This window comes from Pseudolactococcus raffinolactis NBRC 100932, from assembly GCF_001591765.1.
Classification (GTDB): domain Bacteria; phylum Bacillota; class Bacilli; order Lactobacillales; family Streptococcaceae; genus Pseudolactococcus; species Pseudolactococcus raffinolactis.
Window position 1 is genome coordinate 1 of the sequence record NZ_BCVN01000035.1, and the last position, 17,848, is coordinate 17,848.

Sequence of the window (17,848 nt, forward strand, 5' to 3'; positions counted from 1 at the left end):
CTGGTTGAACAAGCAGTCAAAAGCTCAACTATTGGGCTGTATTTAACAAGTCTTAAAAGACTTTAGGATTTAAGGAGATGAAAGATGACTTATGATTTAGCTTGGAAAGTTGTATTACGTGAAGCAAAAATTTTTTTAATCAGATATTTGAAAATTGATGTTGAAAAAGAAGATTATGAAACACGTGTTAGAGAAGAACTTGAAATTGTAGAATTTGACAATGACACTATTTTTCTTGAAGATAACTATGGCAGAATTATTGAACATAATTATAATGCGGAAGAATGGCAAGTTGACGGAATGTGGGTTTACTAATTTCTAACAGGCGTACCTTTAGTTTAATTGTAGAACACTCCGATGTGGGCGGTGCATATTCGTTATATGCAGGGTATATAAAATATGAATGAAAGGATTATCAATTATGCAAGTTATTCTCCCAGATGAACAGGTACACGAAATTCAGCTTTTATTATCAAATTTGATTAAACAAGAAATTGAACAGATACTAAATAATAGTAATATAGAAAGTCCTTTTCTTAACAAAAAACAAGCATGTCAATACCTTGGAATTGCTAATAACACGCTTGATAATTGGATTGATAAAGGATTGCCAAAGATAAAAATCGGTAAGACAATTCGATTTAATAAATTCGAAGTCAATCGTTGGCTTGAAAGTCAGTAGCAATTTTACCATAGTTTGATTATAATTGAAGCATAGTATTTTTCTAGCTCAATTCAAAATAAGAGGAATACAATATGACAATAACAAAAACAAAAAACGGAACGTATCGTTTACGAATTTATATTCCAGAGGAAGCCAGATCATCACTTGGAACGGGTAAAAAAGTAATCGAAAAGCGTTTTAAATTAAGGAGTGAAGCCAAAAAATATGAACTAGATATGCTAAACAAAATTGATAAAATTTTGAGTGGAGAAAGACTTTCGGAATTTGAAACAAATGGCGATATTCTCTTTTCAGATTTTTTCTATCACGTTTGGTGGAAATCTTACAAAGCAGGGCAGACAACCAGTACAATTAAACCGCCTACAAAAGTTACAGTAGAAAATACTACTTTAGTATTCAAGAAACATATTTTACCTATGCTTGGCAATTACTCGATTAACTTTCTCAATCAAAATAAGCAAGTCATTTTAAATCTAATGACTGCTAAAGCTGATGAGTATGCCAACTTCAAAGTTATAAGAAGTTATGTTAATTCTATCTTTGATTGGGCGGAAGAATTGGAATACATTGAATCTAATAAGATTTCTAAAACTTTAAAACGCATTAAATCAACGAAGAAAATCAGGTTACGTGAAGCCAGACGTGATGAAGACTTGTATCTCTCTCAGAATGAACTCAGGGATTGGTTGAAAGCAATTGCTGATGATTTAGAAAATGGAGATTTAAAATTAAAAGATTATGTTCTATTCTTTACAACATTTTTTCTTTCTGATCGAAAATCGGAAACTTATGCTCTTGAATGGCAACACATTGATTTCAAAAAATCTGAAATTCATCTAATTCAAGCATTAGATAAATACGGTAATATCAAGTCAACAAAAAGTAATAAAAAGACTATTTTTTCAATTCCTAAAGAATTAATTATTATGCTTCAAGATTGGAAAGTTCAACAAAAGAATGAGCTTGCAAAATTTAATATCATTCAAACAAATAAACAATTTGTATTTACGTACATTGATACTAAAGGGAACGTAAACAAACCATTACATCCTGATTATCTCAATTATCGAATGAATGCTATTAGAAAGAGACATGCTAACCTCGCACCCGCTACACCTCACAAATTAAGACATACTGGAGCAACTCTAGCCAAACAAGCTGGTACTTCTTTAGAAGCAATCTCAGAAGCCTTGACACATAGTGGAATAGATATAACTCAAACTTATGTCAATACCTCAAATGTTGTTCCTATGGCTGTCGGAGAAATTGCTTATCGTCATCTTTAAAAATCAATGGTGTGAATATGGTGTGAATTTTGGTGTGAACTTTTCAAAAAACGAACAAAAAAACACCCAATGGTGTGAACCAAAAGGTGTCTTGAAACGTTGATATGAAAGAGATATTAACGTTTTGAAAATTGACTTGCTTTACGGGCTTTTTTGAGACCTGCTTTTTTACGTTCAACCATACGAGCATCACGTGTCAACAAGCCAGCGCGTTTCAATGACGCACGGAAGTCAGGATCTACGTTCAAAAGCGCACGTGAGATACCGTGACGGATTGCGCCAGCTTGACCAGCGTAACCACCACCATTAACGTTAACAAGAACGTCGTAAGCACCAACTGTTTCAGTTGCGCCAAATGGTTGGTTGATGACCAAACGCAAGTCTGCGTGTGGGATGTATTCTTCAACATCTTTGTTGTTTACTGTGATTTTACCAGTGCCGGGTACCAAACGTACACGAGCTACTGAATTTTTACGGCGTCCAGTGCCGAGGTATTGTACTTGTGCCAATGTCTAGTCCTCCTTAGATTAATCCTGTAATGTCAAGCACTTCTGGGTTTTGAGCTTGGTGTGTGTGCTCAGCGCCAACAAATACTTTAAGTTTCATGCCTTGTGCACGACCAAGCGTGTTATGTGGCAACATACCTTTTACAGAAGTTTCGATAAGACGAACTGCATTTTTCTCACGCAATTCACCAGCAGTGATTGATTTCAATCCGCCTGGGTACATTGAGTGTTTGTAGTAGATCTTGTCAGAAGCTTTTTTACCAGTCAATTTCACTTTTTCAGCGTTGACAACGATTACGAAATCCCCAGTGTCAGTGTGTTGTGTGAATTGTGGTTTGTTTTTACCGCGAAGGATGCTTGCAACAACTGCTGACAAACGTCCCAAAGGAATATCTGTCGCATCAACAACGTGCCATTTACGTTCAACTTCGCCTGGTTTAGCGAAATATGTAGTTTTGTTCATGATTTCTCCAATTTTTTATCTGTAGTTTACATAGGTGTAGCTGAATCGTTCCTTATCCATCTACGGTATTTTCAAGTTTCCGGGACCTAAAAATGGGGTAAACAATACCGTTTAATATAATATCACATTTTTACAGGTTTTGTCAAGTTTTTTTGCTATAATAGTTCTTATGAACATTGTTTTGAAAATGTCTGCAGCTGATATTGCCCGCCTTGTTAAAACCTTTCAAGCCTGGGCACAGCCCTCAGCCAATCCATATACCCAGTTTTTAGCTAAACCGCAAGGCTGTGTGATTACCGTCTATACTTCGGGCAAGGTCATGTTTCAAGGTGAGCAAGCCGAGACCTATGCCACAAAATTTGGCTACCAAGTAACCAGCACAACACCAGTCCAACAAACCAACATCATCGGTACTGACGAAGTTGGCAATGGCTCCTACTTTGGTGGCCTAGCCGTTGTCGCCACCTATCTGAGTGAAGCCGATCTCCCACTCATCAAAAAATTAGGCGTTGACGATTCCAAAAAATTAACCGATGTCAAGATTCGTCAGATTGCACCCATTCTAAAAGAAAAAATTCAGCATCAAGCACTTCTGCTGTCTCCGAGCAAATATAACGAAGTGATCAGCTCTGGTTATAACGCCGTTTCTGTCAAAGTCGCCCTACACAATCAAGCGATTTTTCTGTTAGAACAGGCTCTATCTACTGTACCCGATCATATCATCATCGATGCCTTCACGACTGAGAAAAATTATACCAAGTATCTTAAAAAAGAAAAGAACCAAACGAAAGGCCAGATTACATTGCGCCAAAAGGCGGAAAGCCAGTTCTATGCTGTTGCCGTGTCATCTGTCATCGCGCGAGAAATGTTCTTAAACAATCTAGAAGACCTCTCTCAAGATGTTCAGCTCACGCTCCCAAGTGGTGCCGGCCACAAATCAGATGTGGTCGCAGCCCAAATCATCCAGCAGTACGGTGAAGCGACACTAAGTCAAGTCGCCAAACTGCACTTCGCAAATACAGAAAAAGCAAGGAAATTAATCAAATGAAATTATTAAAAGAATGGAGTCCGTTTGCCCTCTTTATCATTGTCATGCTCCTTTTACGTGTCTATGTTTGGCAGCCAGTCATTGTCGAAGGGCACTCGATGGATCCGACGCTAGCTGATAAGGAGCGCCTAGTGATCATTAAAACGGCGCGTATCAAGCGTCAAGATATTGTTGTCGCTAAGGAGTACAACAAGGAAGATCAATCGACCAAAAATATCGTCAAACGTGTCATCGGTATGCCTGGTGATACCATCTCGTATAACAACGATGTGCTCACAGTCAATGGAAAGGTGATCGCAGAACCCTACCTAACCAACTATCAAAAGCAACTCGCCACAGATAAACTTCAGCAAACCTATCAATTCAATTCGTTTTTCCAAAGTCTAGGCAAGAATGCCAAATCCTTTACCATGTCAGCTACAGGTCAGACAGATTTTACAGTTAAAGTCCCTGAAGGTCAATACTTTCTGATGGGTGATAACCGTTTGGTTTCACAAGATTCTCGTCAAGTCGGCACCTTCTCTAAAAAAGATATCATCGGTGAAGCAAAACTTCGTATTTGGCCTTTTAAAAAGATTGGCCTGCTTTAATTAGGTCTCAACATATTATATGTTAAACACTAAAAAAACATCTGAACGCAGTCTTTAGACTGGTCTGTTCAGATGTTTTTTGCTGTCTAATAAGCCTCAATCTCAGGGCGATCATGGACATTGGACTGTTTACCATTTCGTTCATCTAAAACTGCCTGAACATCAGCAGGTGTCACGCCAGTTTCAGCTAACATGACTGCGATATGATAGAAAATATCTGCTGTTTCATTGGCAATTTCTGCCTTGTCAGCATTTTTCGCTGCAATCACAACTTCTGTCGCTTCTTCGCCTACTTTTTTAAGGATTTTATCCAAACCTTTATCAAAAAGATAATTGGTATAAGAACCTGCTTTAGGCTCTTTTTGACGTGCCACGGCTTGGGTGTATAACTCATCAATCATGCTTCATCTCCTTCTACCTCTAAAACGTCATTAAAGAAACAGCTTCTAGCACCTGTATGGCAGGCTGGGCCAATCTGTTCAACTGCAATCAACAAGGTATCCAAATCACAGTCTGCTGTGATTTTTTTGACGTGTTGATAATGACCAGATGTCTCGCCCTTGTGCCACAGTTCTTGACGTGAGCGAGACCAATACCACGTTTCTTGCGTTTCTAAGGTCAACTGATAGCTTGCCTCATTCATGTAGGCCAGCATCAAGACCTGACCGTCAGCCACATCTGTGACGATCACAGGGACAAGACCATCTGGGCTTTTGGCAAAGTCGATCTTAACCGTCTCGTCTTTTAAAATCCTTTTATTCATCTTACAAACGCACCTCGATATGATTTTCTTTCATTTTGACTTTCACATCGTGAATATCAATTTCACCATAATGGAAGACACTGGCAGCCAAGGCCGCTGTAACTGGTGTTTTCTCAAAGACTTCGACGATATCGTCAGCCGTCCCCGCCCCACCACTTGCAATAACTGGGACATTAACCGCCGTCGCAATCGCTGTATTCAACTCTAAATCATAGCCAGACTTGGTGCCATCCTTATCCATACTGGTCAGAAGAATCTCGCCAGCGCCCAGAGAAACGGCCTTTTTCGCCCATTCAATGGCATCCAGTCCGGTGTCCTTTCGCCCACCATTGACATAGACATGAAAACTGCCATCGTCTTGTTTTTTAGCGTCGATGGCGACCACGATACATTGGTTCCCAAACTTCTCGGCACCCTGCCGAATCAGATCGGGATTGGCGACTGCGCTGGAGTTGATGCCAACCTTATCAGCGCCGGCTTTGAGCATCTTGTGCATGTCCTCGACCGAGCGAATGCCGCCACCGACTGTAAAGGGGATGAAAACCTGATCTGCGACAGTCCGCACCACATCCACCATGGTATCACGCGCCTCATGCGTCGCCGTAATATCCAGAAAAACAAGCTCATCACAGCCCTGCTCATAATAAATTTTCGCCGTCTCAGCCGGGTCGCCGACATCCGTCAAATTGACGAAATTAACGCCCTTGACCACGCGCCCATCCTTAACATCCAAACACGGAATAATGCGTTTTGCTAACATCTCAAAACTCCTTCAGTTCATCTAAACTCACATTACCGTTATAGTAGGCTTTGCCGACAATGGTCCCAGCAACGCCGATATCAGCTAATTTTGTTAAGTCGGAAAGCTGAGCAATCCCACCACTTGCGATAACAGCAGCACGCGTTAAAGCAGCCTGCAATTTTTCGTAATGTTCAAAGTTTGGCCCAGTCAAGGTACCATCCCGGTCAACATCTGTATAAACAAATAAGCGGACACCGATTTTTTCCATTTCAAGTGCCAGAGTAATATAATCTACGTCAGAGGTTTCTAGCCAGCCTTCTGTTGCGACCAAGCCTTTTTTGGCGTCAATTCCAACGACAATCTTATCTGCCCCGAATTGGGCAAGCGCAGCTTTCACAAAGTCAGGATTTTTAACCGCCATCGACCCAATAATCACACGATCAACACCTTTAGCCAGATAGTCAGAAATCTGCTCTAAGGTCCGAATACCGCCACCGACTTCAATTTTCAATCCTGTTTTGGTGACAATTTCTTCGATAATCGGGGCGCTAGTTGCCCGACCATCTAACGCACCATCTAAATCGACAACGTGCAGGTAAGTGATACCTGCTGCCGCAAAAATTTCAGCCTGTGCCAATGGACTGGCATTGACCACTGTTTCCTGGGCAAAATCACCTTTAAACAACCGAACGGCACGACCATTCTTAATATCAATTGCTGGCAGAATCTGCATAGACAACCTCCTTAAATTTTTCTAAGATACCAAGTCCAACGTCTCCTGATTTTTCAGGATGAAATTGTGCCCCATAGACATGGCCATGAGAAATCATGGCTGGCACTTTGATACCGTAGTCTGCAGTGACATCTAAATAGTCAGGCGCAACATCTGTGAAATAGGAATGAACAAAGTAAACTGCGCTATCTTGTAAGTTCGCGGTTAGCGCTGTTGGTTTGACCACATCTAGCTGGTTCCAGCCCATATGTGGGACTTTCAGATTGTCACCTGCTGGAATAGCACGACAGATGCCTGGAATCAAGCCCAGACCATCTGTTAAGACGTGTTCTTCTGATGCATCCAGTAGCAACTGCATCCCCAGACAAATGCCTAAGAGCGGTGTACCAGTTGCAACTGCTGATTTGATTGTCGCAATCAAATCACGCTTTTCAAGCTCGGCCATAGCCGTTGGGAAGGCACCGACACCAGGTAGAATCAATCCGTCCGCTGATTGGATGACAGCTTGGTCAGCTGTCAATACAGCGTCCACACCGATTTTATTTAAGGCACGCAAGACATTGGCTGTGTTGCCTGCATCGTAATCAATCACTGCAATGGTCATCTTACAGTACTCCTTTAGTCGAATTCACTCCATGAATCTCTGGATTCAAAGTCACTGCTTCACGTAAGGCACGGCCGGTTGCCTTGAAAAGGGATTCTGATTTATGGTGATTATTTTTACCATGTAAAATTTTCAGGTGCAAGTTCATTTGCACATTGAAAGCCAAAGCTTGGAAAAATTCTTCGACTAATTCAGTATCGAAATTGCCTAAGGTTGGATTGGTAAACTCGGCATCGAAAACGAGGTAAGACCGCCCTGATAAATCTAGACTCGCCATGCCCAATGTCTCATCCATTGGCACAAAAGACGTGCCGTAACGATTGATCCCCGCCTTATCACCTAGTGCCTCACGGAGCGCTGTCCCAAGGGCAATGCCGACATCTTCAACCGTATGGTGACTGTCCACGTGCAAATCGCCATTAGCCTTAACGACTAGGCTCATGCGACCGTGACTAGCGAAAAGGGTTAACATGTGGTCGAAGAAACCTACGCCGGTTTGAATATCAACAGGCGTTTGGGCATCTAAGTTAACCGCTAATGTAATTTGGGTTTCTGCTGTGTTGCGTGTGATTTCTGCTTGTCTCATAAGTCACCTTTCACTTCTTTAATGATATCAAGGGCTAACGCTAAATTGGGTGTGTTGATTTGGTAGGGTGCTTGTTCGCGCACGACTGGCTTGGCATGGAAAGCAATCCCAATACCACTCGCCAAAATCATAGGGAGGTCGTTGGCACCGTCACCCATAGCGACTGTTTGAGATAGCTCAAGACCTAGTTCAGCTGCCCATTTTTTTAGGCTAGCTAACTTCACTTCTTTTGTGACAATGTCACCCGTCGTTTTACCGGTGAGCTGACCGTCTACAATTTCTAGGTGATTTGCACGGACATAGTCAAGCCCGAGTTCACGGGCTAGGTCATCAACCGTTTCGTGAAAACCACCCGATACCACGCCAACTTTCCAACCATTGGCCTGTAAGGCCGCGACTAAGTCACGCGCACCTTCAGTAAAATGAATTTGCTTGCGCACCTCAGAAAAGACTGTTTCAGGTAGTCCTTTGAGCAGGGCCACCCGCGCGGCTAGCGCCTCAGCAAAATCTAACTCGCCGTTCATGGCGCGATTGGTGATGTACGCAATCTCAGCGCCGCTCCCCGCGATCTCACCTAGTAAATCTATCCCTTCTTCTTGTATCAAGGTGCTGTCTACATCCATGATTAGAAGTCCTTTTGTTTTTGTCATCTCATCTCCAGTTTCTATTTTAATTTAAATCTCTTTGGTGCTTTTAATTTGACGATGATCAAGCCAAGACTGACATAAACCACAATGATAATCGAAATGATCAAAACGTAGGATGTTGTCTGCTTAAAGCGATTGGCCAATTGATAATTTTGAATACAGAAATAATAAAATATCCCATTAATCATGGTAAAAATTGGATTTTTCGTGTTCCCATCTCTATCAAATGGTTGCAAAATATAATAGAGAAATAATTCATGAAATGAAAACAGGAGATTGACCGCAATCCCATAAAAAACAATCAAACCATAAAAACTCAAGGGGATGTCTTTACCGAATAACAAGATCCCAGCGAAAACATTAACAAAGAGGCCGACAACAATGGGCGTATTAGCCATAAATAACTGTTTCAATCGGCCAATAAAACTCTGCAGGATGGTTTGCTCAGTCCGATAGAAAGGGTAATTCAACATGGCCTGATCACATTTCGTATAGTAAATGGCCACAATTTCTTTCGACAGACTTGCCAAATACATGATAAAAAAGATACTTGGCAGAATCTGTCCGACCTGATGAAAGGTCAAATAATTCGTTTTCCCAAATCGAATGGCTAAATAGCCGTAAATGCCGAGTATGATCAAGAAAGCAAGTGCTAAACCACCTAAACGATAGGTCAATTTCTTTTTGAAAATTTTTCGATATCGCTTGAAAAGCAACCGATTTAAGAGCTGAATGCCTGAATATTTATTAAATAATTCCTGCTCATCTGTCACTTCAATTTTTTGACTTGATTTTTGTGCCGCTTTCATGCCTGTATTTGACTGATTTGACTTGATTTCTGCCACGATCTGTTCTTGAAGTACTTTATTTTGGAAAACTCTTTGAATATAACCTTGCGATAATGTCATTTTCCAACTTAGCAAGAAGCTAGCAATAGCTAATAGTAGGATAAGCCAAGCCAAAAGAGGTGTCCAAACTACCGTATGGACTGTGGTCAGGTAGATCAGGCTAAATAAACCACCACCAAAAACGACACCTCTATACATATATTTAAAAATCTTCTTTTGACTTTTATCCAAAACTGTTAACCACCAATTTTGAGACACTAAAATCAAGGCAAGATTTAATAGCAGCAAGCGAAAGCTAGAAGGTAAGATAAGGGCAATAAAAGTCTGATGATAAATAAGACCTAAAATGCCTAACGGGAAAATATAGGCGAGTAAACTCATCACAAGATTGATCCGATTTAGCTTTTTCAAGGTATCCCCGTAGGAAAGCTGAAACATCTTAGCAAATTCAATCCCTCTAAATAAGCTACCACTTGAAGCCATCACAAAACTCAACTGCTCAAAAACACAAAAGATGAGAAATAGTGTTAAGGTCCAGTGAAAAATTTCAGGATAATCTACTCTAAAAGTATGCCATAAGATACTTTCTTTCTGTAAAGAAAGATTTTTAACTCCAAAAGCCATTAACCAAGCGATGAAAATCAAGATACTTTTTCTAAGTACCGTTAACGGCAAACTCAACCATTTTAAAATCAATAAAATGATGGTCTTTAAATCTCGCATCCCGTAAAAATTGGGAGAGATAGACTGACCAATGACAGGTAAGCGCCGCAACCAAAACCATAAACCATTCAAAAAATTTGTATTTTTAATTTGCAAATAGTTTTTATAGAAATTAAGATAAGGTATCATTGCCATGTTCCTCACTTAAAATCGTCACAATTTCCTTTTCAAAGTCTTGAGATTGTAGCTTGTCATTCCCTAATACTTCTAGTTTTTGATCATGTAACAAGACAATCTCATCACATAATTCCTTGGCCAGCTCCAAAATATGGGTGGAGAAGATGACAATCGCCTGTGATTTCAGCTCACGAATCCGCTCTTTGACTTCATAAGCCGCAACCGGATCGAAGCTTGTCAAGGGTTCATCTAATAAATAAATCGGTGTATTGGTCACCTCAGTTACTAGCATTTGCACCTTATTTTGCATGCCATGAGAATAATCTCGAAGGAGTTTATTCTGATCACTGTCATTAATGCCATATCTCGTCAAATTCTCACGAGCCGAATATGGCGTTGTCAACCGTTCCCGATTTAAATCCATGACGAAGTGAACAAACTCCAACCCCGTCATAAAATCAGGTAAATGGGTTGTCGTTGTGACAAAACCAATCTCGGTATTCTCATAAGCAGTATTTTCCTGACCCGCGTCATCAATGATGGCAATACTGCCACTGTCTACTGATAAATTCTGAGCGATACAGTTAAACAATGTCGTTTTCCCCGCACCATTTCGCCCAAGTAAACCATAAATTTTACCAGTCTCAAAATTGAAAGTCACATCATTAAAAAGTTGCTTATCATCAAATGACTTATTGATATTTTTTAAAGCAAGTTGCATCTTTTCTCCCTAATTCACCTTAATTTTCATTTATCGATCTCCCCTTCGAATCTCAATCGCACGCGCATGTGCCTGCAAGCCTTCAGAATAGGCCAAAGTCGTAATATCTTTTGTTGCTGCCGCAACAGCATCTTGACTATAATAGGTAAACTGACTTCTCTTGACAAAGTCGTAAACACCCAAGGCACTGTAAAATCGAGCTGTGCCTGACGTTGGCAGCACGTGATTTGTTCCCGCATAGTAGTCGCCGATCGGTTCAGACGTAAAATGTCCTAGGAAAATACTCCCAGCATTTTTAATCTTTGGTAAATAAGTCATGGCATCGTCCAAGGCAATTTCCAAATGTTCCGGCGCTACCTCATTCATCAGGTCAAACATCTCATCAACCGAATTGGCAATAATCGTCCGACCATTGTTTTCAATAGATGCCCGTGCAATGGCTTCACGTGGTAAAGTTTGCAGTTGTTTTTCCAATTCAAGGTCAACCGCATCAGCTAACGCGACTGAATCAGTCACCAGCACCGCCCGCGCTAACTTGTCATGTTCAGCTTGCGACAGTAAATCAGCTGCCACATAGGCCGCGTTAGCAGAGCTATCCGCAATCACACCGATTTCAGATGGCCCTGCGATCATATCAATGCCAACTTGACCAAAAACCTGCTTTTTGGCTGTCGCCACAAAGACATTACCAGGACCCGTAATCTTATCCACTTTAGGAATAGACTCTGTACCGTAAGCTAGGGCTGCGATCGCTTGCGCCCCACCAACTTGGAAAATCTTCGTCACGCCAGCCAATTGGGCTGCGACTAAAATCGCTGGATTAAACTGAGTTTGCGGCGGTGTCACCATATAAATTTCAGGCACACCCGCGATTTTTGCTGGCAAGACGTTCATCAACACACTGGACGGATAGGCTGCCGTCCCACCCGGCACGTAGACACCGACTTTCTCAATCGGTAGCACAAGCTGACCTCGAATCACACCTGACGCCTGCGCATCCACAAAACCTGGTTCAACCTGATGTTTGTGATAAGACTCGATATTTTCCTTGGCATTTTGCAAGGCCAATAACACATCTGGATCTATGGTATCAAAAGCCCGCTTGATTGTTTCACGTGAAACTTCAAACGATGTCAGTGCTAGGCCATCAAATTTTTCCGAGTACTCACGCAAAGCCACATCTCCATTGGCACGGACATTAGCAATAATTTCTGCGACAATACCATCAGAGTTATCTTGAGATTTAGCATAGGCTGCATATTCTGCGTCTAAAATCTGCGATATTTCCCTCGCTGAACCTGTCAATCGTTTCATTTTAACCATTAAAAGCCACCTCTTCATTTCCTACAACCGCTTGTAGTCGGTCGATTAATGTCATAATTTCTGGATTTTTCTTAATGCTTGCGCTATTGGCAATCAAGCGTGACGACACCCGAACAATATCTTCAAACACAACCAAACCATTTGCCACTAGCGTATTCCCCGTTTCGACAATGTCGACAATGGCATCCGTCAATCCAATAACCGGTGCAATTTCCACAGAGCCCTGAATCGATACAATCTCGACATCCTCATCCTTGCTATTGAAAAAATCAGTGGCAATCTTGGGATACTTGGTCGCAATCTTTTTTCGCTTATGGTCCGAAGGATTATAGGACGGAATACTTGCAACCGAAAATTTACACAGACCAATATTCAAATCTAACATTTCCAGATAAGATCCTGGATGTTCGTAGAGCACATCAGAGCCCACAACACCCAAATCAGCAATCCCATGCTCGACATAAGTCGCCACATCAGGCGCCTTCACCAATAGAAACCGTAAATCCTGAGTCTCGTCTATGAAAATTAAATTTCGACCCTTGTCAGCCATAAAATCCATATCAAACCCAGCCTCAGCCAATATTTTAACCGTATCTTTTTCAATCCGACCTTTAGTCAATGCTATCGTAATCATGCGTCACCTCCACCAAAGACAATATCCTGACGTATTTCTTCATAAACCGCATCAACATCTAAAGCCCAGCCAACCGCACTAACAGCTCCTGCATCAAAACGTTCAAACAATTTATCGTAACGACCACCACTCAGGAAGGCATAGGGGACCTTATCACTAAAGACTCGGAACATCACGCCAGTATAGTAATCTTTTTTAGCCAACATCCCAAGATCAACCGTAGACTGCGCAAAATCATGACTCAAGTTTTCAATCTCTGCCAAAGCAGCTAGAATTTCGGGATTTTTAACCCACTTCTTAGCAGATTTCAAAACATCTTCGGCTGACCCAAATAAACGTGGCAAATTGATTAAAAAATCGTCAAATTCACTTGGATTTTGCTTAACAAACTCCGTCAAGCCTGTGATTGACTTGTTCTTAATTCGAGTTGCCAGTAGCTCAACCTGCGCCTCATCAAATGCTGCAAAAATCGTCTGTAAAATTCCCGCATGACTCAGCTCAATCCTGTAATCCTTGACCCCTGCCAAATGCAAACTTGACTTTGCCAAGTCTAAAGCTTCCGTAATCGCAACAGCCGCATCAAACCCGATGATTTCAATACCAGCCTGCATCCGTTCATTCTGCAAGCCCTTAAGCTCATCATGGTTTCTAAAGACCTTCCCACTATAAGAAAATTTAATGGGCAAGGTCACCTTAGTCGTCGCCACCACACGCGCAATCGACTGCGTCACATCAGGCCGAATCACAAGCAAATCACCATGCTTATCAAACAAATGATAGTTATGATTATCTAGCTCATCCTCAAAAACCCCAGCATACTCAATCATCGGCGTATCAATTCGATTAAACCCACTCGCCATCAGAAAATTTGAAACCCTCATCTCGATCTGATACACACTCTGCGCGCGCTTGAACAGCTTGTCATGCATACCAGGTGCTAATTGCTTATTTTTCATACAAACAAATCTCCTATCACTTGTATCACGCTAGCCATCTCATCCTGCGTCCCGATTGAAATTCTCAAATAATCCGACAAACGCCCCGTATCACCAAAGTAGCGCACATAAATCTGCTTACTTTGCAGGAATTCAAACAAGTTTTCCGCAGCAATGCCAGCAGGCTTCGTTAAAACAAAATTTGTAGCAGACGGAAGGACTTTAAAACCAAGCGCGCCTAATTCAGCTGAAAACCAATCTCGCGTCTCTGATATTTCAGCGTTAATCTGCTCATAATAGAGATGATCTTCAACCGCCGCAGTTGCTAACGCCTCAGCGATCAGATCAACTGAATAAGGATTATAAGAATTTTTCACCGCATTGATCACCGAAATTAATTTCGGTGACCCAATCCCATAACCGACCCGTAACCCAGCCAAAGCTGCATCTTTAGAGAAAGTCCGAGTGATAAAAACATTGTCATATTGTTCGAGCAAAGGCAAGGCAGATTCTCCACCAAAAGCAATATAAGCCTCATCAATGATCACCACCACATCTTGATTTGCCACAACAATCGCTTCAACCTCAGACAAATCTTTAAAAATACCCGTTGGTGCATTCGGATTAGCAATCACAATCCCACCATTGAGTCTATTGACATAGTCAGTTGTCACAATCTCAAATTCATCTGAAAATGGCACCTCCTCGAAAGGTATTCGGAATAAATCCGCCCACACCTTGTAAAAACCATAGGTCGTATCAGGAAAAAGAATCGGATCAGCCGAGTTGAAAAAACTCAAGAAAGCCAATGCCAAAATATCATCTGACCCATTGCCAACAATAATTTGATCTCTATCAACAGCCAAATGTTCTGCTAAAACATTACGTAAAGCATTATTTTCCAAAGAAGAATATTGCCGTAAAGACTGTCCATCAAATGATGCTAAAGCCTTTAAGACACCTGGACTTGGTGGAAAAGCATTTTCATTGGTATTAATTTTAATCATCTTTTTATCTTGTGGCTGTGCCCCTGCCACATACGGTTTTATTTGACGTAAACCCTTCATCTTGATCTCCTTATCCTTAAGCCAACTCTAAAAATTTAATTCCGCACCATTACCTAGGCGCCTTGTCATGCTGCCTCGTATTCGAATACGCTATCTCAAAAGTAACGAAGTAAACTTAGAGATATACTTTAAATTGAGCAAAAAACGCCCAAGTGAAATAACTTCACAAGGACGTTTTAACGTGGTACCACCTTTATTCTAACAAATGTCGCCATCCGTTACTCAGCAAGTCAAGACTCGCACCCTTAACGCGGGAAACGTGACACACTACTTATACTCAATTAAATAAATATTTCGTATGTCCTCTCAAGAATGTGTAACCTCTGATTTTACACGCTTTTCCAGCACCAAGCGCTCTCTTTAGAATTGACAGAGGTATCTTTCTCTCACAGATTTTTCTATTTACTACATTTTACAAGAAAATTCAGAAAATAGCAAGAACTTTTTGCATGAAGCAAAGCGGAATTCAAAAAGTTCTCTGCGACGAGTAACCGCAGGAGAAAGCGGTTTCAAACAAAGCAAAGCGGAGTGCAAAACCCTATGCGACGAGTAATCGCAGGAGCAATGCACTTCGTGCGACGAGTAATCGCAGGAGCAAGTGGGTTTAAACATAGCAAAGCCGAGTTTAAGTAAAACAAAAAAAGCGATGCCACGTGAAACCAATCACTCACAACCGCTTCTCAATCATCACCAAAAACGGCGGCTGATTCGCTTGATTAATCCCACCATAACGCATCACCTGAAATTCTCTTTGCGGCAACCCAGAAACAAAAGCCAACACAGCATCCCGTTCCTCAAGACCACCGGCATGACCATAATAAATCATCAAAGCGATCCTACCACCCTTGACCAACATCTCTAACAGTTGTGTCAGAGCATCAAGTGTCGTCTCAGCTTGAGTGATCACTTGTTTATCAGACTTAGGTAAATAGCCAAGATTAAAAATCGCAGCTTTTATCTGTTGATCAATATACTGACCAACATTTTCATGTCCATCAAGTATTAACTTTGCAGTCAACTGCGCTTGCTCCAAACGCTTTTCCGTCATAGCAAGTGCAAGCGCCTGTACATCAAAAGCGACAACATCCGCTTTCAATCCTGCTAAAAAAACAGTATCATAGCCCTGCCCCATGGTTGCATCAACCACAAGATCTCCAGGTACAATAACTTCTGCAAGAAAGCGATGTGCCAGCTCAAGCGGATTTAACATGCCTTATCTCCCTGAAAAACATTGCGACGTTCTAGCTCTACATCAATTGCGTTCAGCACTTCCCATTTTTTCAGACTCCACATGGGACCAATCAACATCTCACGCGGTGCATCACCCGTTAAACGATGAATTGAAATCTCTTTTGGAATAATCTCAAGCTGATCACAAATCACATTCACGTAGTCATCAAAGGCCATCAACTGGAGATCACCCTGATGAAAATCACGCTGCATACGAGTCCCCGTCATCAAATGGAGCAAATGGAGCTTAATCCCTTGTATATCCGAGTCTGCCACCACACGTCGCACATTTTCAACCATCATGTCTTGGGTCTCACCCGGTAAGCCATTGATTAAATGCACACAAACTAGAATGCCACGAGCCCGCAATTTGGCGACCGCATCCAGATAAGTTTGATAATCATGTGCACGGTTAATCAGATCACTCGTTTTTTGGTAAGTCGTCTGCAAACCTAGCTCAACCCAAACCGTCATCCGCTCATTCAACTCAGACAAGTAGTCCAGCACATCATCAGGCAAACAATCCGGACGCGTCCCAATATTAATCCCAACAATATCAGGCCGATCTACCGCCTGCTCAAAGCGCTCACGAAGGACTTCTACTGGACCATGTGTATTGGTAAAGTTTTGGAAATAAGCAATATATTTCTTCACGCCCGGCCATTTTTGATGCAGAAATTCAATCTCTTTTTCTACTTGAACCGGAATCGGCTCCTCAGGCGCCACAATCATATCACCTGAACCAGACACTGAACAAAACGTACAGCCTCCATGCGCCACCGTCCCATCTCGATTCGGGCAATCAAAGCCCGCATCAATCGGCACTTTAAAAACTTTCTCACCAAAATTATCACGCAAATAATCATTCCACGTCGTATATCGTTTATTCACTTTTGAACTCCCTTAAACCGCCACTTAAAGCGCACCTCATCATAAATCGGATACGTTATCAATAAAATACTTCCACTCATCAGCCAACCACCCAATATATCCGTCGGATAATGTACCCCTAGATAAATCCGAGATATACCAATCACGACAATGAACATGCTGAATAAAACACGAACAAGCCACTTCATTTGCTGGTTATTTAGCCTTTGACAAATTAGCACCATTAGACAGGTATAAAACATTAAACTCGCGCTGGCATGTCCCGATGGGAAGCTCAATCCATTCTCTACCACAAAATGCGGTAAAGTTGGACGTGTCCGACCATAGACATGCTTAAAAATAAAGACCAGAATAGGCATAAGTGCCACATCAATTGTTATAAAAATCGCTTCAGCATACCATTTTTTTAGCAATAAAAAAACAAGCACTGCAATTACAAGAATAGGAATATAAACAGTCCCACCGAAATTAGTCACAACTTTATAAAAAGAAGTTAGGGCATCAGACATATGATGTCTAACTATTAACTGAACTTGACGGTCTACTCCTTTTAAACTAGCCGGGAAAAACTTGACCAGATAGCCTAACATGACGAATAGCACCAAGCCGAAGCTTGCATATAATTGATACGTTTTTTTTAGTTTCATCATTACATTATAACAAAAAAGTCCATCTATTGAAACATAGATGGACTTACAATATCTGA

Annotated in this window: 23 protein-coding genes and 1 other annotated feature; of the genes, 5 read left to right on the top strand and 18 right to left on the bottom strand. The window is 41.4% G+C overall.

Going from position 1 to position 17,848, the window contains the following annotated elements:
- The first annotated feature begins 84 nt into the window (after positions 1-84).
- From LRA01S_RS08690 to LRA01S_RS08700, 3 genes are all read left to right on the top strand, one after another.
- Positions 85-315 (top strand): hypothetical protein, encoded by a 231-nt coding sequence (locus LRA01S_RS08690; protein WP_031367040.1) that lies wholly within the window; start codon positions 85-87, stop codon positions 313-315.
- A gap of 106 nt (positions 316-421) precedes the next feature.
- Positions 422-682, top strand: coding sequence for a helix-turn-helix domain-containing protein (locus LRA01S_RS08695; RefSeq protein WP_003137379.1), 261 nt, complete (start codon positions 422-424; stop codon positions 680-682).
- A 74-nt stretch (positions 683-756) separates the two neighbouring features.
- Complete coding sequence (locus LRA01S_RS08700; protein ID WP_031367039.1) at positions 757-1,971, top strand: tyrosine-type recombinase/integrase; 1,215 nt, start codon at positions 757-759, stop codon at positions 1,969-1,971.
- 116 nt (positions 1,972-2,087) lie between these two features.
- On the opposite strand, the gene rpsI is transcribed toward LRA01S_RS08700, so the two are convergent.
- Together rpsI and rplM are read right to left on the bottom strand one after the other, a co-directional pair.
- A complete protein-coding gene (gene rpsI / locus LRA01S_RS08705; protein WP_003137384.1) occupies positions 2,088-2,480 on the bottom strand; it encodes a 30S ribosomal protein S9 in 393 nt (130 codons plus the stop codon).
- A gap of 13 nt (positions 2,481-2,493) precedes the next feature.
- A complete protein-coding gene (gene rplM / locus LRA01S_RS08710) occupies positions 2,494-2,940 on the bottom strand; it encodes a 50S ribosomal protein L13 (protein ID WP_061775242.1) in 447 nt (148 codons plus the stop codon).
- A 169-nt stretch (positions 2,941-3,109) separates the two neighbouring features.
- Here rplM and rnhC point away from each other — a divergent pair, with 169 nt between their 5' ends.
- Positions 3,110-3,988 (top strand): ribonuclease HIII, encoded by an 879-nt coding sequence (rnhC, locus tag LRA01S_RS08715; protein WP_061775243.1) that lies wholly within the window; start codon positions 3,110-3,112, stop codon positions 3,986-3,988.
- Positions 3,985-4,578, top strand: a complete 594-nt coding sequence (gene lepB, locus LRA01S_RS08720; RefSeq protein WP_061775244.1) for a signal peptidase I — start codon at positions 3,985-3,987, stop codon at positions 4,576-4,578. The genes rnhC and lepB overlap by 4 nt, the downstream gene beginning before the upstream one ends.
- Positions 4,579-4,664: 86 nt before the next feature.
- Here the strand turns inward: lepB and hisE are convergent, their stop codons facing one another.
- From hisE to LRA01S_RS08800, 16 genes are all read right to left on the bottom strand, one after another.
- Positions 4,665-4,979 carry a phosphoribosyl-ATP diphosphatase gene (gene hisE / locus LRA01S_RS08725; RefSeq protein WP_003137394.1) on the bottom strand — a complete coding sequence of 105 codons (315 nt, stop codon included), beginning with the start codon at positions 4,977-4,979 and terminating at the stop codon, positions 4,665-4,667.
- Positions 4,976-5,341 carry a phosphoribosyl-AMP cyclohydrolase gene (gene hisI, locus LRA01S_RS08730; RefSeq protein ID WP_061775245.1) on the bottom strand — a complete coding sequence of 122 codons (366 nt, stop codon included), beginning with the start codon at positions 5,339-5,341 and terminating at the stop codon, positions 4,976-4,978. The genes hisE and hisI overlap by 4 nt, the downstream gene beginning before the upstream one ends.
- Before the next feature lies 1 nt (position 5,342).
- Positions 5,343-6,101 (bottom strand): imidazole glycerol phosphate synthase subunit HisF, encoded by a 759-nt coding sequence (gene hisF / locus LRA01S_RS08735; RefSeq protein ID WP_061775246.1) that lies wholly within the window; start codon positions 6,099-6,101, stop codon positions 5,343-5,345.
- Position 6,102: 1 nt separating this feature from the next.
- Complete coding sequence (hisA, locus tag LRA01S_RS08740) at positions 6,103-6,816, bottom strand: 1-(5-phosphoribosyl)-5-[(5-phosphoribosylamino)methylideneamino]imidazole-4-carboxamide isomerase (protein WP_061775247.1); 714 nt, start codon at positions 6,814-6,816, stop codon at positions 6,103-6,105.
- Positions 6,794-7,420: an imidazole glycerol phosphate synthase subunit HisH gene (gene hisH / locus LRA01S_RS08745; protein WP_061775248.1), complete on the bottom strand. Its 627-nt coding sequence runs from the start codon at positions 7,418-7,420 to the stop codon at positions 6,794-6,796. The genes hisA and hisH overlap by 23 nt, the downstream gene beginning before the upstream one ends.
- Position 7,421: 1 nt before the next feature.
- A complete protein-coding gene (gene hisB, locus LRA01S_RS08750; protein WP_061775249.1) occupies positions 7,422-8,006 on the bottom strand; it encodes an imidazoleglycerol-phosphate dehydratase HisB in 585 nt (194 codons plus the stop codon).
- On the bottom strand, positions 8,003-8,656 hold the full coding sequence (gene serB, locus LRA01S_RS08755; protein WP_061775250.1) for a phosphoserine phosphatase SerB: 654 nt from the start codon (positions 8,654-8,656) through the stop codon (positions 8,003-8,005). Before serB ends, hisB begins: the two co-directional genes overlap by 4 nt.
- 14 nt (positions 8,657-8,670) lie before the next feature.
- Entirely contained in the window at positions 8,671-10,359 is a 1,689-nt protein-coding gene (locus LRA01S_RS08760; protein WP_061775251.1) for a hypothetical protein, read from the bottom strand.
- Entirely contained in the window at positions 10,337-11,062 is a 726-nt protein-coding gene (locus LRA01S_RS08765; RefSeq protein ID WP_061775252.1) for an ABC transporter ATP-binding protein, read from the bottom strand. The genes LRA01S_RS08760 and LRA01S_RS08765 overlap by 23 nt, the downstream gene beginning before the upstream one ends.
- Positions 11,063-11,092: 30 nt before the next feature.
- The gene (gene hisD, locus LRA01S_RS08770; protein ID WP_061775259.1) at positions 11,093-12,376 is read right to left on the bottom strand and encodes a histidinol dehydrogenase; all 1,284 of its coding nucleotides are present in this window, start codon (positions 12,374-12,376) and stop codon (positions 11,093-11,095) included.
- Position 12,377: 1 nt separating this feature from the next.
- Complete coding sequence (gene hisG / locus LRA01S_RS08775; protein WP_061775253.1) at positions 12,378-13,019, bottom strand: ATP phosphoribosyltransferase; 642 nt, start codon at positions 13,017-13,019, stop codon at positions 12,378-12,380.
- Positions 13,016-13,975 carry an ATP phosphoribosyltransferase regulatory subunit gene (locus LRA01S_RS08780; RefSeq protein ID WP_061775254.1) on the bottom strand — a complete coding sequence of 320 codons (960 nt, stop codon included), beginning with the start codon at positions 13,973-13,975 and terminating at the stop codon, positions 13,016-13,018. The genes hisG and LRA01S_RS08780 overlap by 4 nt, the downstream gene beginning before the upstream one ends.
- Complete coding sequence (hisC, locus tag LRA01S_RS08785; RefSeq protein ID WP_082785435.1) at positions 13,972-15,027, bottom strand: histidinol-phosphate transaminase; 1,056 nt, start codon at positions 15,025-15,027, stop codon at positions 13,972-13,974. Before hisC ends, LRA01S_RS08780 begins: the two co-directional genes overlap by 4 nt.
- Before the next feature lie 158 nt (positions 15,028-15,185).
- Positions 15,186-15,420 (bottom strand) — a binding site (T-box leader).
- A 268-nt stretch (positions 15,421-15,688) separates the two neighbouring features.
- On the bottom strand, positions 15,689-16,231 hold the full coding sequence (gene mnmM / locus LRA01S_RS08790; protein ID WP_061775256.1) for a tRNA 5-(aminomethyl)-2-thiouridylate-methyltransferase MnmM: 543 nt from the start codon (positions 16,229-16,231) through the stop codon (positions 15,689-15,691).
- Positions 16,225-17,142, bottom strand: coding sequence for a tRNA modification radical SAM protein MnmL/YtqA (gene mnmL, locus LRA01S_RS08795; protein ID WP_061775257.1), 918 nt, complete (start codon positions 17,140-17,142; stop codon positions 16,225-16,227). Before mnmL ends, mnmM begins: the two co-directional genes overlap by 7 nt.
- Positions 17,139-17,848, bottom strand: a 710-nt coding sequence (locus LRA01S_RS08800; protein WP_218003138.1) for a phosphatase PAP2 family protein, incomplete at its 5' end; no start/stop codon positions are given. The genes mnmL and LRA01S_RS08800, both read right to left, overlap by 4 nt.

Excerpts from the sequence above, each read along its gene's own strand:
- hisB (WP_061775249.1), bottom strand. The coding sequence starts at position 8,006 with ATGAGACAAGCAGAAATCACACGCAACACAGCAGAAACCCAAATTACA.
- mnmM (WP_061775256.1), bottom strand. The coding sequence starts at position 16,231 with ATGTTAAATCCGCTTGAGCTGGCACATCGCTTTCTTGCAGAAGTTATT.
- rnhC (WP_061775243.1), top strand. The coding sequence starts at position 3,110 with ATGAACATTGTTTTGAAAATGTCTGCAGCTGATATTGCCCGCCTTGTT.
- LRA01S_RS08765 (WP_061775252.1), bottom strand. The coding sequence starts at position 11,062 with ATGCAACTTGCTTTAAAAAATATCAATAAGTCATTTGATGATAAGCAA.
- LRA01S_RS08760 (WP_061775251.1), bottom strand. The coding sequence starts at position 10,359 with ATGGCAATGATACCTTATCTTAATTTCTATAAAAACTATTTGCAAATT.
- LRA01S_RS08690 (WP_031367040.1), top strand. The coding sequence starts at position 85 with ATGACTTATGATTTAGCTTGGAAAGTTGTATTACGTGAAGCAAAAATT.
- LRA01S_RS08700 (WP_031367039.1), top strand. The coding sequence starts at position 757 with ATGACAATAACAAAAACAAAAAACGGAACGTATCGTTTACGAATTTAT.
- hisI (WP_061775245.1), bottom strand. The coding sequence starts at position 5,341 with ATGAATAAAAGGATTTTAAAAGACGAGACGGTTAAGATCGACTTTGCC.
- hisF (WP_061775246.1), bottom strand. The coding sequence starts at position 6,101 with ATGTTAGCAAAACGCATTATTCCGTGTTTGGATGTTAAGGATGGGCGC.
- hisD (WP_061775259.1), bottom strand. The coding sequence starts at position 12,376 with ATGAAACGATTGACAGGTTCAGCGAGGGAAATATCGCAGATTTTAGAC.
- LRA01S_RS08695 (WP_003137379.1), top strand. The coding sequence starts at position 422 with ATGCAAGTTATTCTCCCAGATGAACAGGTACACGAAATTCAGCTTTTA.
- hisG (WP_061775253.1), bottom strand. The coding sequence starts at position 13,019 with ATGATTACGATAGCATTGACTAAAGGTCGGATTGAAAAAGATACGGTT.
- hisA (WP_061775247.1), bottom strand. The coding sequence starts at position 6,816 with ATGCAGATTCTGCCAGCAATTGATATTAAGAATGGTCGTGCCGTTCGG.
- lepB (WP_061775244.1), top strand. The coding sequence starts at position 3,985 with ATGAAATTATTAAAAGAATGGAGTCCGTTTGCCCTCTTTATCATTGTC.
- hisH (WP_061775248.1), bottom strand. The coding sequence starts at position 7,420 with ATGACCATTGCAGTGATTGATTACGATGCAGGCAACACAGCCAATGTC.
- rplM (WP_061775242.1), bottom strand. The coding sequence starts at position 2,940 with ATGAACAAAACTACATATTTCGCTAAACCAGGCGAAGTTGAACGTAAA.
- LRA01S_RS08780 (WP_061775254.1), bottom strand. The coding sequence starts at position 13,975 with ATGAAAAATAAGCAATTAGCACCTGGTATGCATGACAAGCTGTTCAAG.
- serB (WP_061775250.1), bottom strand. The coding sequence starts at position 8,656 with ATGACAAAAACAAAAGGACTTCTAATCATGGATGTAGACAGCACCTTG.
- hisE (WP_003137394.1), bottom strand. The coding sequence starts at position 4,979 with ATGATTGATGAGTTATACACCCAAGCCGTGGCACGTCAAAAAGAGCCT.